The organism is Marasmitruncus massiliensis, assembly GCF_900186535.1.
Lineage (GTDB): Bacteria > Bacillota > Clostridia > Oscillospirales > Ruminococcaceae > Anaerotruncus > Anaerotruncus massiliensis_A.
In genome coordinates this window covers 1-16,579 of the sequence record NZ_FYDE01000005.1, presented here as the reverse complement: position 1 = coordinate 16,579, position 16,579 = coordinate 1, and the positions used below count along the sequence as shown (strand labels likewise).

The window sequence follows — 16,579 nt, the reverse complement described above, 5'->3', positions numbered from 1 at the left end:
AGCAGTATGCATAGTGAATGTGCGGCAGCGATTGCCGCGTATACCAAAAAGAAATGGCGGCATTGTATATACAACGCCGCCATTTCTTTTCAGAGGCATTCCGTAAGGATTCCTTCTTCTTGGTAGTACTTTGTAGCTGTTTTCAGTGTTAGAACCGAACGACTTTAGGCTCTGCCGTAAATGAGTAAATGGTTGCTGTTGCATTCTTCAAGTACAGCACTTCCATCAATCCATCATCAGCTGAATACATGCTGCTTAATGCGGCTTTGTTATCTTCCAGCATTTTGGCACGGGCTTCCCGCGATTCATCGTGCACCGCTTCGCCCTCAACACGGATCCAGGTGTCCTGATTCATTCCACAGATTTCAACTTTCGGATTGTCCAGCATCTGCCTGTACACTTTCTTCCGGTTATTGGTTACAATATACAGCCTGCCATTATGTTCGCATACGGCTCCAAACGGGCGGACATGAGGCTGATCACCATGATTTGTTGCCAGATAAAAAGTTCCGCAGGCTTTCAGATAATTTAATACTTCTTCCATGACGGTTGCTCCTTTCGGAATGATGTGTTACAATATTTTCAGTATTATTATAGATCGTAAGAGAATATATTCAAGTACGATAATTTATAATACCACTATCAGAAAGGATACCGGTATGGCAAAGAAAGAATTATTTGGTTTATGTCCTTATGTGACATCGCAGAAGGTTTTGACCGGCAAATGGTCGCTGTATATTTTGTATTTGTTGTCTCAGGGATCTGTCAGGTTTAATGAACTGCAACGAAAAATGCCGGAAGAAATGACGCATACCACGCTGTCCAGGCAGTTGAAAACTTTAGAAGACGAAGGATTGATCATTCGAAAAGAATATGCGCAGATACCACCGAAAGTCGAATACTCTTTGAGTGAAATAGGGGAAAAGTTCCAATCTGTACTGGATGTATTGGGTGCTTGGGGAAACGAGTACATTGACTATATGAAAAACAAGGATTGAAACTGCCGGTGAACAGGAAGGGCGTCGTCGTTTTAAGTAATAACGCCCTTTGCATTTAAATCCTACTGTTCTGCTCTTTCTGCAGTTTTGGAATTGGATCAGTAATATAGCGGGAAATCATGCTGAATAATAAGATAAAATAAGCAAAGGAGAACAATTATGAATGCAGTACTTGACAATATCTTAACGAGGAGAAGCGTACGCGCCTTCAAAGAAGAACAAATACCTGGTGAAGACTTGAACGCCATCCTTACGGCAGGGAGCTATGCGCCTAACGGTATGGGAATGCAAAGCTGGAAATTTACTGCGGTACAAAATGCAGCTGTGATAAAAAAAGTCAATGAGGCTATCCGCAGGACCCTCTTAACGATTCCTGTGGTACCTGAAACTCACCCATATGTAGCGAGCCTGATCGAAAAGGCAAAGGATGAGCACGCAGACTTCCTGTATCATGCACCTACCTATATTATTGTCACCAATTTAAAGGACAGCGGGAATGCAATGCCGGATTCAGCCTTGGCCATCGGCAATATGATGCTGGCGGCACACTCCCTTGGCATTGGTTCCTGTTGGCTGAACCAACTGCCGGGGCTTACGCATATGCCGTTAATCCGTGAGCTTCTGACAGACTTGGATGTCCCGGAAGATCACATCGTGTATGGTTCAGTTGTTATGGGGTATGCAGCAGGAGACACGAGCCCCGCCGAACCACGCAAAAATGTTATCCGCATTATTCGCTAACTATATGATAGAGCAATACCCCCACACGAATCGCAGCTTTAAAACGGGCAGGCAGGCCGATCCCACTGATCCCTGCCAAAAAAATCAGCCACAAGGCTAAAACCTTGTGGCTTTTATTTTGCCCTGTCACGGCTGGGCACTTGATAAAAGATTTGGCTGTCAGATTTTTGTATTCTGCTCGAAATATGCTTTGGTTTCCCGGACAACAACACCGCTCAAAGCAATTAATGCAATCAGATTCGGGAAAGCCATCATTCCGTTAAAAATATCGGAAATATTCCAAACCGCCTCAACTGTCATGTAAGGGCCGATAAACACAGCGAAAATGTATAACCAGCGGTAAATAAGGATGGCAGTCTGTTTTCCGTTCACAAAGTATTCAAGACAGCGTTCGCCATAGTAGTTCCAGCCGATAATTGTGGTGAAAGCGAAAAAGACAAGGCACATCATAAGAATAAACGAAGAAATATTGGAGTTAAACGGAAGCCCCTGCTGAAAAGCCGCCGTAGTGACGGAAACACCTTCCAAACCAATATTCCAGGTACCGGTCAGAACAATGCTTAAACCGGTCATCGTGCAGATGATGATGGTATCAATAAAGGTACCGGTCATTGAAACAAGCCCCTGTCTGACGGGCTCCTTTGTCTGCGCGGCCGCAGCGGCAATCGGAGCGCTTCCAAGCCCTGATTCGTTTGAGAAAATACCTCTTGCCACACCTTTTTGCATCGCTATAAGCATTGTGCCAAGCGCTCCTCCGGCAACCGCTCTGAGACCAAATGCGGATTGAAAGATCTCAACAATAGCAGCAGGGATTTTTGAGAGATTGCCGATTAAAATGATCAGGCAAATCAGGACATAGATAATTGCCATAAACGGCACGACGATCTGAGAGACGCTTGCAATCCTTTTGATGCCGCCGATGATCACCAGCCCGGCACACAGGGTGACGATTAAGCCTCCGATGATAACAGCCCAGGAATAGGGACGTCCAAACAAATTTACTGTATTTACATTGCCGGCGTCAAAAAAGTTTTGAATAGACGAGGTAATGCCGTTTACCTGAACGAAGGTACCAATACCGAACAGACCGGCGGCAGCGCCCAAAAAGGCAAACAGCTTCGCAAGCCATTTCCAGTTTTTCCCCATGCCGTTTTCAATGTAATAGAATGGCCCGCCCAAAACATGGCCGTCCGGCTCGATTTTACGAAACTTGATCGCCAGAAGCCCTTCAGCATATTTTGTAGCCATCCCAAAAAATGCGGCCATCCACATCCAGAACAATGCCCCGGGGCCGCCGGATACAAGTGCCGTAGCGACTCCGACGATATTGCCTGTTCCAATTGTCGCAGAAAGGGCGGTGCACAAAGCTCCAAAGCTTGTAACTTCACCGGTTCCGCCCTCTTCGTTTTTCACCATGAACTTCAGCGCTTTCGGAAGATGCCGCACCTGAAGCACACCCGTGCGTAAGGTTAACAGGATGCCCACTGCCATTACCAATAAAATCAGCGGAAGGCCCCAAACAATTCCATCGACATAATTAATCCAGCTGTTAATCTGCTTTAACAATACAACTCCTCCTCAAAATTCGACTTACCTCAAACGCACTTTCGCTGATTTTTGCGCTATTTGCATGTAAAACACAACACACAAAGAGAACAAAAAATTTAATATATTTTATCATAATTTCATTTCATACACAAGCAATTCACACAAAAAATTCCTTATCGATTTAAAATACTGAAATGCAGGGCCTGTTGCTGACGACAGAAGCCTGAAATAAACAAAAAGAGGCGAACGGAGCCCGCAGGATAGGTCGGGAGATATGAAAAACCACCCGACTGGCGGGTGGCTCAAATAGAGGCGATTTCATCCTGTCAAAGACCGTAAGCTGAACGCAAATATACGATCAAATCTCTTACCGTGAAGCAAATCTGATCGGGTTTTTGCTTTCGCAAATCCTCAATGTCGGCTGTCCCTGCCCATGCGGCGGAAATGACCGGTACGTCAACTTTTCGTGCGGCAAGGATATCGCTGGGCGCGTCTCCGATATATACCGCCTCACTTGGAAGGATTTTGAGCGCATCCAGTACCCTTTGTATGCCTTCCGGTTTGCTTGGGCCTTCCGGTTTCCCGGTTTCCATCAGGTCAAACCAGTTCTCTAATCCTAAAACCCGCAAAGTAATCTTCAGGGACTTTCCGCCTTTCCCGGTTACAAGCGCAATCCTGACACCAGCGCGCTTCATCAGAAAGAACAAAGCGGCGATTCCATAAAACGGTCTGGGGCACATCACCGGGTGGAGTTCCCCATAATACTTTAAATAGAGGTTTAAGCCTTCCTCAAAGTGATCAGGCAGCAATGCGGAAATGGTTCCTTCTTCAGAAGGCCCGAATGTATCGATAATTTCCTTGTCTGTCAGCCGTTTTTTGGAGATGGTTTCAATCGACTTACGAAAACAGGTGATGCATAACGGCAGCGTATCGGCAATTGTACCGTCCATATCAAAAATAATACATTGCAGCATGTTGTCACACCATCCTTTACCGCCGCTTCTGCGCTAATGCTTCCGTTCAGGCAGTTGACATCTGCCCTAATGCTAGTATAATGCAGGTAACTGCTATGTGATATCGATTTTTTGCTTTATTATATCAGTATCTTGCAAAATTGGGGGCGCGGGAATGGAGCGGGAGATTGTTACGGATGAAAGCCAGCGGGAAGTCAAAATGCACGGAACGGCGGAGTTTCCTTTCAGTATCGGTTATGAAGATATCCTCTATTACGACGGGAAACGGTTTGCCTGCCATTGGCACAAAGAGATCGAATTAGCCTATGTGTATTCCGGAAAGATCAAGATTCAGGTGAACCATAAAGACTATATCGTATCAGCCGGCGAGTGCTTGTTTTCAAATGCGAACGCTTTGCACATGGGATGGGCAATTGACGATCAAAGCTGCTCGTATTTTGCCATCACGCTGGACCCGTCGATGTTCGGGCGAGAGGAAGGCATCATCAGGAAGCGGTATATTGATCCGATATTGGAGAACCCGTCGTTACCGTCTTTTTTATTTCACGATGACGGCGATTGGCAGAGCACGGTTTTGGAGAAGATTCGGGGAATGGAGCTGCTTTATCGCGAGCGGCCGCTCGGCTTTGAACTGGAGATTACCGCACTGCTTCTCTCCGTTTGGAAACTCTTTTATATCAATGAAAAAGACTGTCATCTGAGTCCGGACATCCATGCCGAAAAGTATGACAGGATGAAAAGTATCCTGTCCTATATCCATGGGAACTACCGGTCAAAAATTACCTTGTACGACATGGCGCGGGCGGCGAACGTATCCAAAAGCGAATGCAGCCATTCGTTTAAAGATTACATGCGTGAAACACCCTTTGAATATCTGCTGCGGTACCGGGTTGAACAAAGCATCGCCTTGCTGGAAAAACCTGACGGCACCATAACCGAAACGGCACTTTCCGTAGGGTTCACAAGTGCCAGTTACTATACGGAAGTGTTTAAGCGGTATATGGGGATTACGCCCCGCGAATACAAAAGAGCCCGGGAGACAGGAAAGTAACGTCAAATACACAGAATGCTTTTTTGAAAGCATATATTAACATAAATTATGTTCTAAAAATAATCGGATTTTCCGTTTTAATGCAAATTTAGCCCGCTTTTTCCCTGCAAGTGAAAGGAAAATACGCGACAGCGCGGATTTTTCCAGCCAGTACAATGCGATTATCCTGCAGGCGTACCAGATCATGATGGAGCATCCTCCGATTAACGGGGTGCCCCAATTTACTGTTGATTTTTTCAAGCCGTACAGCTATTATGAAATTGGCAGGGATACAACCGGGGAAATCCTGCAGCTCATGAAAGAGTATGAAGAAAAATACCGGGAGGAAAGCCAAAGGCACTGGGCTAAAAACATCTTCTTTTTCAAGGATATTGTAAGTAACGGCGGCGAACTGGACTTAAAAAACCGTGAACCCTACAAAAATAACTCCGGCTTTATTTTCGACGGGGAAATTGTGGATCAGGATGCGCTCGGAAACATCACGTACGGGTATTTTGGAAAATATCTGGGAATTCCGGATAGTTTCTTATTTGCGGGCGCCGGCTACGCACAGCGGACAGCGGGGACCTCAAAGCCGGAATTCAGCGGTACTTTTGACGACGATCCGAGAGATCAATATAGAATTCTGCAGGGGGTAATGCTGTATGTACAAACACATGTATGAAAAAACAGACCCACCCATAAAACCGCTGTGGAAAACAGCGGTTTTATGGCAGAGCATTCTTGCCTTACCATGTGCACATTTGCTTTCTACACAAGTATTGCCGGAAGCTGGAATTTTTACGTTAATCTCTTTTGTCTGGTCTTTTATCTTTATGATCATCAGCATACGTAAAAAACAATATTTTAGAGGCCTCATCCCGTTGTTATTTTCTACACTTTCCCTCTATCCACTTTTCTTTGGATTTTTATTCATCTATCTTTACGGCAGGAGTTTCGCGCCATGAAAAAACACATGCATGAAAAAACACATGCATGAAAAAACAACCCCGCCCATAAAACCGCTGTGGAAAACAGCGGTTTTATGGCAGAGCATTTTTTCGGTTTTCTGCGGCATGGCTTTTATTACTGTATCAGAATCGCTAGGCAATTTTAAAATGATCGTTCTTTATCTGTTTATTTCGGTCATATGGTCTTACGTATTTATGATTGTCAGCGTACGAAAAGAGCAGTTCCTGAGAGGGTTTATTCCGCTGCTGTTTCCCGTGGTTTCGTTTTTCCCATGGTTCTATTTGATATGGATTTTGCTACTATTATAAATTCATTGGGCATTTTTACAGTTATTATTCTTTATCCGTTTATATCAATTATATGGTCTTATGTATTTATGATTGTCAGCGTACGAAAAGGGCGGTTTTTAAGAGGGTTTATTCCTTTGTTATTTTCCACACTTTCCCTCTATCCAATCTTTTGTGCGTGTTTATTCATCTATCTTTACGGCAGGAGTTTTGCGCCATGAACAAACACATGCATAAAAAAACAGACCCGCCCATAAAGCCGCTGTGGAATGTATTGATGTTTATTCTGATTAAAATTCTCAAGAAAAAACAAAGAAGTGGCTTAAATCTAGTGTTTAAGCCACTTCTTCGTGATTGCGTGGGCAGGATTGAACCTATGCCTTAGGGTTATTCTTCCTGCACGCTCCTGCTTATTCTACTTTCAGGATTAAGCTATCGATATCCACCGCATTTTCGATCATTGCGTTATCCCTCATAAATTGCTCGGTCTTTTTCATAGATGCGATGTCCTGATCTGTAATTTCTGTGCTGAAGTCGTACATTGGGAACATCTCTTTGACCGCGTCAATGCTCAGTTCGGTCTCCTTTGCGGTCATTTCAAGAATTTCTTCCGGGTTTTGCTTCATGTATTGCTGGATTTGCGCCTGCGCTTCGATGAAGCGATTGACCAGAAGCGGATTTTTTTCGTAAAATTCACCGCTGGCGGCAACTACAATAGTTGCGTCTACAAGACCTTCCCCGGTCGTGACAATCTGATAACCGTCTTTTGCCATGTTGTAGGCTGTCGGGCCTGCCAGAAGCGCGCAGTCCACTGCGCCGCCGACCAGTGCCGCCTGTGCATCCGGAATTCCCATGGAAACAAATTCTACATCGCTTTCTGCCAAACCGGCTGTCGCCAGATAGGCGACCAGAAGTTCATGCAGGATAGTGCCTTTTGGACCGGCAATCTTTTTACCTTTCAGGTCCGCTGCAGACTGGATGGCGCTATCTTTTCCGGTAAACAGACGGAAGGCTTCCGGGGAACGGCTGTACATGCTGAGAATCTTGATATCGGCGCCGTTTGCTGCGGACAGGATCACGGAAGTGGCTCCTACCGCATAGAGAAACTGAATATCTCCGGAGGCCAGTGCCTGTGTCTGTTCCGGGCCGGTTGTCAGATTGGAATATTCCACCGGGAGTCCGTATTCGGAGAATGCTTCACTGAAGATGCCTTTCTCCTTTTCCACGATCGAGGGAACATTGAGCGGGGATTTTACATAGGTGATGCCGATTTTATCCACAGTGAACTGCGGAGTCTCCTGTGAATCCCCGGACGGGGAGACTTCAGAAGAGGAAGTCTCCGGTACGGAAGTTTCGGACACGGCGGAGGAAGATTCCCCTCCTGTCTGCGGCTGGCCGGAACCGGTGCAAGCGGTTAATACGGAAGCGGCGATCAGGGTGGACATCAGTACGGATAAAATGCGTTTCATAGACTGCTCCTTTGTTTCATAATGGTTATAATCTCCTTCTTTATCCCGATTAACTCGGGGGAAAGAAGCTCTCTTGGATAAGGAAAACCGGACAGGGAAAATTCCCGCTCTGCACGGCCATGATCCAGAATGAAGATTTTTTGCCCGATCAGAAGCGCCTCGTCGATGCTGTGCGTTACAAAAACAACGCTCTTTTTTTGCAGGGAGTAAATGCGGATCAATTCGTTCTGCATGGTTTCCCTCGTAAAGTAATCCAGCGCGGCGAAAGGCTCGTCCATTAAGATAAGCTCGGGATCATAGGCCAGTGCGCGCGCTAAAGCGGCCCGCTGCTGCATTCCGCCGGACAACTGTGCGGGATAGGCTTTTTCAAAACCCGATAAACCTACCGTCTCGATCAGTGCACGTACCGCCTGTTCGGAGACGCGGCCTTTTGGCAGACCGAACACAATGTTTTTCCAGACGGTCAGCCATGGCATCAACCGGGGCTCCTGAAAGACCATGCCAATTTTGCTGTGGTGCGGCACCGTGAGAGAACCGCTGTCATATCCTTCCAACCCGCCCAAAATCCGCAGCAGCGTGGTCTTGCCGCAGCCGCTCCTGCCGAGAATCACGGTAATGCTTTCCTCCGGAAATTCCGCTGTCAGGCCGTTGAGCACCGGCAGCTGTTTATCAGCCACCTGATAATTTTTGCACAGCGTTTCGATCTTAACTCCAGCTATCGTCAACACCTCCATGCAGCACCTTTTGTATCGCATAGGAAAACAGGCGGTCACATAGAAACCCCACAAGGCCGATGACGAAAATCCCAACGATCACCTTATCGGAGCGGGACATCTGCTGCGCATCCAGAATCAGGTATCCGAGCCCGCTGGAGGCCGCGATCATCTCCGCGCCAATAATGGCGCGCCAACTGTAGCCAAGTCCCACGCGCATCCCAACCAGAATGTCCGGCAGGGCGTTCGGCAGCCTGATTTTCAGAAAAAGCTGCGTTTCAGAGAAATTAAGGGAACGCCCCACCTCCAGAAGCTTGACGTCGCAGGCAGCCAGCCCTTTTTTGATGTTTAAAAACATCGGAAAGAACGAGGCCAGCACAATGATAATCAGTTTGGAGGTTTCCCCAATGCCAAACCACAGGATCAAAAGCGCAATCAGGCTCAGGGGCGGCACATTGCGCATAAATTCCACGATGTGCTTATAGAACGGGGCAGAGGCGGGATGTACACCGGCCAGAATTCCCAGCAGGAACGCCAGCACAAACGCTATGGAAAAACCGGAAAGCACGCGCCACAAGCTGACAAGAATATGCCGGAACAGCGTTCCGTCCCGCAGCATGGCTTCGAACGATTGGAATACCCGCTGCGGGCTGGGTAAAACATATTGGCTCCATATTTCCATGTTGCACGCCGCCTGCCATAGTAAAAGCAACACCGCCACAGGTAAAACCGCTTTCCAAAAAGTCTTCATAATTTCTTCCCCCTATACTCCGTCGCCGTTGTGGCAGCCGCGGGGGCAGTACAGCAGTTCCAGCACCTTTTTTTCTGTAGGCTTTGGCAGGGAGGAAAAGTGAAGGTCAATCTTTTCCCGGCTGTCCAACACGCCTGCCTGTTTTCCGTATTCTGCAAAGAAACCTGGCGGAATAGGACTGATATCCAATATTTTTCTGCGCAGTGGAATCCCTTCCAGCTGTGCAAACTCTGCCCAAGTGTAAAACCTGACCTTTGGCAGCCCGATACTGTTCCCAAGTTCTCGCAGTGCTGTGCAGGGTGTGGTAATGTATAAAAAACCCTTTCCAGACAGTCTTTCATGCAGCTCCCTCGCACAATGCATTAGAATCGGTTCGATATCGGGATACTCCAAAAAGTCAGGGGCATAGGTTTTTTTTATGTAGCTTACAGCCATGGGACATCTCATATCTGCGACACATGTGTGAGCCGTTTCAATAGCGAGCCGATATTTCTTTTTTACGGCAGCAATATGATCCTGCCGACAGGTGACGATCTCAAACCCTTTTTTCGCCAATTCTTCTTTTAACTCTGGGGTGCCATACATTTCAGATGCGACCGGGTTTATCCATAAAAATTTACGCACAATGCCTCCTGATTTAGCGTTAGCAATTGCTAACTTGAATTTTAACGCGATTTCTTCTTTCTGTCAAGTCATTTTGACAAGTATTTAACATCGTATTTATTCAAGACTTGATTACTTACGAAAATAAGGCGGGTAATCATTATCGGAAAGCCCGCGATTTTTATGCCCTTTTGCTATAAATTTTTAGAGTATAAATATCAAAATTCAACTTTGAAAGCCGACCAACTTCTATATGGAAAGAAACCTGCTCTTTTTTAGAAAAAGTATAGCTTTAGAGGATTTATATTGAAATATATAATTTGTAATGTTAACATAATATCACGTAAATACAATTAAATGTTTGAATTTAATGGGGAAAATGCTTAATCATATTAAGTTCTTTCCAGATATACAGATAGAAGATAACAGGCAGCAGAGATTTGCCATCCGGCAGATTGAAAGGATGTCCTATCATCGGAGGAAGGGAGAGCAGCATGCTTAATAAAATTTTATTTGTGGCTACCTATACAGAGATGTCTGAGATTGCTCATCTGGTGGCAGAGCAGCGGGGCGAAAACATGGAAATTGTATCGGGCGAGCTGTATGAAGCGGTACGGCGTATTGAACAATGCGATCTTTCCAACAAAGAGGTAATCATATGCCGGGGCGGCACAGCACGCTTGCTCAGGAAATCCTTCAAGCTGCCGGTCGTCGAGGTAGAGGTATGCGCCTACGATATCCTGAGGGCCGTATACAAATACAAAAATAATCGGATTGCTGTGATCGGTGCGGAAAATGTCATTTCCGGCGTTAAGATCATTGAAGAGATCATGGGGCTGGATATTTGCTATTTTCCCTTTACTTTTGAACATGAAATTGAGGAAAAGATAGACAATATCCGGGGAATGGATATTGATGTCGTTGTGGGGGATACGGTGGCCGTGCGGGTTGCAAAGCGCAAGGGGCTGGCGGTGGAACTTATCAAGTCCGGCATAGAATCGGTTGAAGAGGGTATCGATAAGGCGGAAAAGATTTGCTCCGCAATTTTGCACGAGCGGGAAAAAAACTCCCGCATCAATGCAATTTTGGAACATCTGAATGAAGGGATTATCGTCACCGATGAGCATTCACGGATTGTGATGTTTAACCGCATTGCAGAAAGCCTGTTGCAAAGATCCACACAGGATGTAATGAGGGCACACCTGAACACCATCCTGCCGGATATTGATATTCAATCGGTGCTTAGTGGCGGCCGCAGCATATCAAAACAGATTGTGCGGGTACAAGGAACTATGATTGTGGCCAATACTGTCCCAATTATAGTAGAGGAAAAATGCAAGGGCGTAGCGATAACCTGTGAGGATGTAACTAAAATCCAGGAACTGGAGCAGAAGATCCGCCAAACGCTTTCCAAGCGCGGGCTGGTGGCGAAACACCGGTTTGACGATATTTTAGGGAACAGCGAGACCATACGGGATGCAATTAACCTTTCTAAAAAATATGCACGGGTGGATATCACAGTACTGATTTATGGGGAGAGCGGTACCGGCAAAGAGCTGTTTGCCCAATCCATACATAATCATAGCGAAAGAAAAAACGGCCCGTTTATCGCCATCAATTGTGCTACGCTTCCGCCCAGCCTGCTGGAGAGCACGCTGTTCGGTTATGATGAGGGAGCGTTTACCGGCGCCAAAAAAGGGGGCCGGAAAGGGATGTTTGAGCTTGCGCATAATGGCACTCTCTTTTTGGATGAAATCACCGAAATGGATATGAGCATACAGTCTAAAATTCTACGTGTTTTGCAGGAGCGGGAGGTGATGCGGCTGGGTGGGGACAGCATTGTGCCGGTAAATGTCCGCATAATCGCGGCATCCAACAAAAAGCTGTTCCATGCAGTTGATGCCAACCTGTTCCGCGAGGATTTGTATTACCGGATCAGTGTGCTCAACATTAACATCCCGCCCCTCAGGGAGCGGAGGGATGACATCTCATTGCTGATACGGCATTTCGCCAAAAAATGCTGCCGCAAATATTGCCTTCCCCCGCTGCAGATGGAGGATAATGTCATGCGGCATTTATGTGGCTATGACTGGCCCGGCAATGTGCGCCAGCTGGAAAATGCGGTACAGAAGATGGTTCTCTCATCGGAAAATGGCATTTTCCGGGAGAAAGACATTGCGCATCTTCAGCTGGAGATGCGCGATAAGGAAACTGCGGATGACTCTCTCCCGTTGGAAGGCACCCTGGAGGAAATATCCCGCTCCGTCATCCTTGCCGTACTGAAGGAAGAGGGCTATAACAAAACAAAAACAGCGCATCGGCTGGGTATCACACGAGTCACCCTGAATAAACATTTATCTGTTTGCGATATGGAGATGGATAAATAATTTACACATGCGTATATTTTCTGAACAGCTAGATAAGCATTTTTGTTTAAATTTTGCTTATCTGGCTGTTATTTTTAAGAAAAATGCTTTGGCATCATAATTGCTTTATATTTTAGAGAGGCCTTGAGTGCACCGGGGCCTTACAATTATCAACATCATTACTGAGCAGGAGGGTTTAACATGCGAATCAAGAAAACAATTGAAAAAGTTCCAGGCGGCATGATGGTAGTCCCAATGCTTATATCCGCAACAATCAATACTTTTTTCCCCCAGGTATTTCAGATTGGTGGATTTGTAACCGAAATTATGAATAACCACAACGTTTTCATTGGTGCATTCCTTGTTTGTATGGGCGCCGGTATGACTTATAAATCTGCACCGAAAGCGCTTAAAATTGGTGCCGTAACCACTCTGACAAAATACGCCTTTGCTGTTGCGCTTGGCATTCTCGTAGACCGGTTTATGGGCCCCAGCGGCTTATTGGGGCTGTCTGCTCTGGCGATTGTCTCGGCTGTGTCCAATACCAATGGCGGTTTATTTGCTGCGCTTACAGCCGAATTCGGCTCCAAAGAGGAAATCGGCGCCATATCTGTTTTATCAATCAACGACGGCCCATTCCTCACCATGATCGCGCTGGGAACCGCAGGAATTGCCAACATCCCGTTTATGGAACTGGTTGGCGTTATCGTTCCGATTATCGTCGGAATGATCCTTGGAAATCTGGATCCCGATATGCGTGATTTCCTTACCAGCGGCGGAAGCATTATGATTCCATTTATGGCATTGGCCATGGGTACGCGGCTCAACTTCGGTATGATCCTGACCGCAGGCCCGATGGGCATCGTACTGGGGCTTATTACGGTAGGAATCGGCGGCGCGCTGAACATCTTTTCGGACCGGCTTACGGGCGGTACCGGTGTTGCGGGTGCGGCCTGCTCCAGCACAGCCGGAAATGCGGTTGGCGTACCGCTGGCCATTGCTGCCGTGGACCCGAGTCTCATGGAAGTTGCCACCAGGGCCACCCCTTACGTTGCCGCCTCGATGATTACCTCCGCCATCTGTATCCCGATTTTAACAACATACGTTTACAAGCGCAATCTCATAAAGCATCCGGACTGGCTGAGTGAAAAGGATCGGATGTTACAGGAGACGCAGGCGGCGCTGCATTCGGATAGCCCGCAGACGGCGCAGGCGTAGTACATATAAGTATGAAATGAAAAGGAGAAAAGTATGAAGATTGTTGTACTGGATGGATATACGCTGAATCCCGGGGATTTGAGCTGGGATGCGCTGAAGGAGCTGGGCGACGTCACGGTATATGACAGAACCACCAGCGACCCGGCGCAGGCGGATCTGATTTTGGAACGCATTGGAGATGCTGAGGCGGTGTACACAAACAAAACACCGCTGACAAAAGAAATATTAACCAGGGCCCCCAATATCCGGTTTATCGGCGTGATGGCCACCGGCTTCAATGTGGTGGACACGGCTGCCGCCAAAGAACTGGGGATACCTGTATGCAATGTTCCGATCTACGGGACCGCTGCCGTTGCGCAGACAGCGATTGCGCTGCTGTTGGAGCTGTGCCACCATGTGGGCGAACATAACCGGGCAGTACAGCAGGGAGATTGGATAAAGTGCCGGGATTATTGCTTCTGGAATTATCCGCTGATTGAACTGGACGGTATGACCATGGGCATCATCGGCCTTGGGCGTATCGGAAAGGCTACCGCCAGGCTGGCCCAGGCTCTGGGCATGAAAGTACTGGCTTATGACGAATGTCAGGATCCTTCGGTGGAATCCGCCACATTGCGTTACTGCTCTTTGGATGAGTTGCTGGCGCAATCCGACGTTGTGGTGCTCCATTGCCCGCAGACACCCGCCAATAAGGGAATGATCAATAAAGAGTCAATTGCGAAGATGAAGGACGGCGTGATGCTCATCAACAATTCCCGCGGCCCTCTGGTGGTTGAAGAGGATTTGGCGGAGGCGCTTAAAAACGGCAAGGTCGCCGGCGCCGGTCTGGATGTGATCATGACTGAGCCCATGCCTGCGGACAGCCCGCTGTTAGGAATTGAAAACTGCATCATAACACCCCACCTTTCCTGGGCGCCTCACGCCTCCCGTGCCCGGCTGATGGGGACGGCTGTGGATAACCTCAAGGCGTTTATAAACGGCAGTGTGATTAACGTTGTTAATCCCTGAAGTCAATTGCGTAAAGGAGAGCACAAAATATGAAGCTGGGTTTTATTGGGCTGGGCATTATGGGCAAGCCAATGGTAAGAAATCTGCTGAAAGCGGGCCACGAGGTTGTTGTGTTTGATATTATGCAGGAAAATGTGGCGGCCGTGGTTGCGGATGGAGCAAAAGCGGGAACTTCGGCAAAAGATGTTGCCGCACAGTGCCGGACAATCATTACAATGCTGCCAAACTCGCCTCATGTGAAGGCTGTCGTCTGCGGCGAAAACGGGATATCGGAAGGTGCTGAGGAAGGCGATATTTTGATTGATATGTCTTCCATCGCGCCGCTGGTTTCGCAGGAAATCGGAGCGGAGTGCGAAAAATTGGGTGTTAAAATGATTGATGCGCCGGTGTCCGGGGGCGAGCCGAAAGCGATCGACGGGACCTTGTCGATTATGGTGGGCGGTGATGAAGCCGTGTTTGATCGCGTTAAGGAGGATATCTTGCTGAAAATGGGGGCCTCTGCCGTTTATTGCGGAGGGCTCGGCGCCGGCAATACGACCAAACTTTCCAATCAGGTTATTGTTGCGCTAAACATCGCAGCCCTGGCGGAAGCGTTGATGTTGGCTGCGAAGGCCAAGGTGGATCCGGCATTGGTCCTGCAGGCCATTCAGGGTGGGCTGGCCGGCTCTACCGTGATGAACGCCAAAGGCCCCATGATGCTGGCACACAATTATATCCCTGGATTTAAGGTGGATTTACATATCAAGGACCTGACCAATGCTCTGGAAACTGCCCATAAAGTTGGAGCACCGGTACCGCTGACCGCGGCGGTAATGGAAATGCTGCAAACATTGCATGCGGATGGATGCGGGCAGGATGATCACAGTGCGCTTGCAAAATTCTATGAGAAGCTAACCGGTACACAAATTGGATAAAAGGAGCAAATACGATGATTATTGACCATTTAAAGAATGCCCATTTGTATTATGGGCTGGGAGCAAGATTTGAAATCGGGCTGAAATATCTGCAGGAAAACGACATCTCCAAAATGGAAACCGGCAAATACCCGATTGACGGGGATGATGTATATATTCTTGTGAAGCGTTATGATTCTTTCCCTCTGGCGGAGTGTAAACTGGAGAACCATCACCTCTATGCCGATATTCAAATGGTGGTAAGTGGAAAAGAATATTTCTGTTATGCCCCCCTCGATAATCTCAAAATGATCGATCCCCACCCTGAAAACGATGTATATTACTTTGAAGGTGGATGTGAGCCGATCACGCTGACCGGCGATCTGTTTGCCCTTGTCCTTCCAGACGACGGGCATATGCCGGAACGTGCTATTGACGAGGTCAGGGAACCCATTGTGAAAGCAGTGGTTAAAGTACGATTGGGTTAAAGCATCAGGCGGATATATATGGGAAATCCCCGAGGTACAACGCTTAGTTGTGGGATATCCCGGCAGGATATTTTTACAACAGTTATGCGGGAAACGGCTTAAATAAAACCGTTCCCCGCATCGATCAATGAATGCCTTTTTTAAACCATTCGCGTAAGGATTGCTGGATATAGAATAGCCGATAATTAACAACGCCGGGCGGACCGTACAGGTCGGCTCGGCGTTGTATTGTAGCTTTAGCGTTAATCAACCACCGGCTCTGCTATTTCATCTGCAAACCAAAAAACTGTATCACAGATTTTCATTTTGGCATGTAAAATCCAGTCTTTCAGATTTGCCGGTGGGGTAGTAACACCCTCCGGGACATAATTCCCATATGGGTGTGACATCTGTGTGTATAACTAAGAGTCATGTCTAACAGATGAAGCGAATTCCAACACGGTATCAAAAGGGCGTTTCCCACGGTTTCTGTAACCCCTGTGAGGTCGTTGGGTGTTATAGTGGACGAGCCACTGGTCTA

The 16,579-nt window shown here is 47.3% G+C and carries 17 protein-coding genes; 10 read left to right on the top strand and 7 right to left on the bottom strand.

What is annotated here, in order from left to right; translation table 11 throughout:
- Positions 1–148: 148 nt before the first annotated feature.
- Entirely contained in the window at positions 149–544 is a 396-nt protein-coding gene (locus C1A10_RS08150; protein WP_101909812.1) for a pyridoxamine 5'-phosphate oxidase family protein, read from the bottom strand.
- A gap of 115 nt (positions 545–659) precedes the next feature.
- On the opposite strand from C1A10_RS08150, the gene C1A10_RS08145 reads away from it, so the two are divergent.
- Positions 660–998, top strand: a complete 339-nt coding sequence (locus tag C1A10_RS08145; RefSeq protein ID WP_101911601.1) for a winged helix-turn-helix transcriptional regulator — start codon at positions 660–662, stop codon at positions 996–998.
- Between the two features lie 159 nt (positions 999–1,157).
- Positions 1,158–1,739, top strand: a complete 582-nt coding sequence (locus C1A10_RS08140) for a nitroreductase family protein (RefSeq protein ID WP_101909811.1) — start codon at positions 1,158–1,160, stop codon at positions 1,737–1,739.
- A gap of 159 nt (positions 1,740–1,898) precedes the next feature.
- Here C1A10_RS08140 and C1A10_RS08135 read toward each other — a convergent pair whose 3' ends face one another.
- The gene (locus C1A10_RS08135) at positions 1,899–3,305 is read right to left on the bottom strand and encodes an alanine/glycine:cation symporter family protein (RefSeq protein WP_101909810.1); all 1,407 of its coding nucleotides are present in this window, start codon (positions 3,303–3,305) and stop codon (positions 1,899–1,901) included.
- A gap of 308 nt (positions 3,306–3,613) precedes the next feature.
- Positions 3,614–4,261: an HAD family hydrolase gene (locus C1A10_RS08130; protein ID WP_101909809.1), complete on the bottom strand. Its 648-nt coding sequence runs from the start codon at positions 4,259–4,261 to the stop codon at positions 3,614–3,616.
- A 154-nt stretch (positions 4,262–4,415) separates the two neighbouring features.
- Between C1A10_RS08130 and C1A10_RS08125 the strand changes: the two genes are divergently transcribed.
- From C1A10_RS08125 to C1A10_RS08115, 3 genes are all read left to right on the top strand, one after another.
- Positions 4,416–5,312, top strand: a complete 897-nt coding sequence (locus C1A10_RS08125; protein WP_101909808.1) for an AraC family transcriptional regulator — start codon at positions 4,416–4,418, stop codon at positions 5,310–5,312.
- A gap of 184 nt (positions 5,313–5,496) precedes the next feature.
- Complete coding sequence (locus C1A10_RS08120; protein ID WP_145997713.1) at positions 5,497–5,976, top strand: polymorphic toxin type 44 domain-containing protein; 480 nt, start codon at positions 5,497–5,499, stop codon at positions 5,974–5,976.
- Complete coding sequence (locus C1A10_RS08115; RefSeq protein ID WP_101909807.1) at positions 5,957–6,259, top strand: hypothetical protein; 303 nt, start codon at positions 5,957–5,959, stop codon at positions 6,257–6,259. Before C1A10_RS08120 ends, C1A10_RS08115 begins: the two co-directional genes overlap by 20 nt.
- Positions 6,260–6,960: 701 nt before the next feature.
- On the opposite strand, the gene C1A10_RS08105 is transcribed toward C1A10_RS08115, so the two are convergent.
- From C1A10_RS08105 to C1A10_RS08090, 4 genes are read right to left on the bottom strand one after another with little or no spacing between them, the layout of a single operon-like run.
- On the bottom strand, positions 6,961–8,019 hold the full coding sequence (locus C1A10_RS08105) for an ABC transporter substrate-binding protein (protein WP_180951057.1): 1,059 nt from the start codon (positions 8,017–8,019) through the stop codon (positions 6,961–6,963).
- Positions 8,016–8,753, bottom strand: a complete 738-nt coding sequence (locus tag C1A10_RS08100) for an ABC transporter ATP-binding protein (RefSeq protein ID WP_101909805.1) — start codon at positions 8,751–8,753, stop codon at positions 8,016–8,018. The genes C1A10_RS08105 and C1A10_RS08100 overlap by 4 nt, the downstream gene beginning before the upstream one ends.
- Positions 8,725–9,483: an ABC transporter permease gene (locus C1A10_RS08095; RefSeq protein ID WP_101909804.1), complete on the bottom strand. Its 759-nt coding sequence runs from the start codon at positions 9,481–9,483 to the stop codon at positions 8,725–8,727. The genes C1A10_RS08100 and C1A10_RS08095 overlap by 29 nt, the downstream gene beginning before the upstream one ends.
- Before the next feature lie 12 nt (positions 9,484–9,495).
- Entirely contained in the window at positions 9,496–10,107 is a 612-nt protein-coding gene (locus C1A10_RS08090; RefSeq protein WP_101909803.1) for a hypothetical protein, read from the bottom strand.
- A gap of 473 nt (positions 10,108–10,580) precedes the next feature.
- On the opposite strand from C1A10_RS08090, the gene C1A10_RS08085 reads away from it, so the two are divergent.
- The 5 genes from C1A10_RS08085 (at position 10,581) to C1A10_RS08065 (ending at position 16,059) form a co-directional block, all read left to right on the top strand.
- The gene (locus tag C1A10_RS08085; protein WP_101909802.1) at positions 10,581–12,473 is read left to right on the top strand and encodes a sigma 54-interacting transcriptional regulator; all 1,893 of its coding nucleotides are present in this window, start codon (positions 10,581–10,583) and stop codon (positions 12,471–12,473) included.
- A gap of 180 nt (positions 12,474–12,653) precedes the next feature.
- Complete coding sequence (locus C1A10_RS08080; RefSeq protein WP_101909801.1) at positions 12,654–13,670, top strand: 2-keto-3-deoxygluconate permease; 1,017 nt, start codon at positions 12,654–12,656, stop codon at positions 13,668–13,670.
- 33 nt (positions 13,671–13,703) lie between these two features.
- Positions 13,704–14,678 (top strand): D-2-hydroxyacid dehydrogenase, encoded by a 975-nt coding sequence (locus C1A10_RS08075; protein ID WP_101909800.1) that lies wholly within the window; start codon positions 13,704–13,706, stop codon positions 14,676–14,678.
- Positions 14,679–14,707: 29 nt separating this feature from the next.
- Positions 14,708–15,592: a 2-hydroxy-3-oxopropionate reductase gene (gene garR / locus C1A10_RS08070; protein WP_101909799.1), complete on the top strand. Its 885-nt coding sequence runs from the start codon at positions 14,708–14,710 to the stop codon at positions 15,590–15,592.
- A 14-nt stretch (positions 15,593–15,606) separates the two neighbouring features.
- Entirely contained in the window at positions 15,607–16,059 is a 453-nt protein-coding gene (locus C1A10_RS08065; protein ID WP_101909798.1) for a NanQ anomerase/TabA/YiaL family protein, read from the top strand.
- The last annotated feature ends 520 nt before the right edge of the window (positions 16,060–16,579 follow it).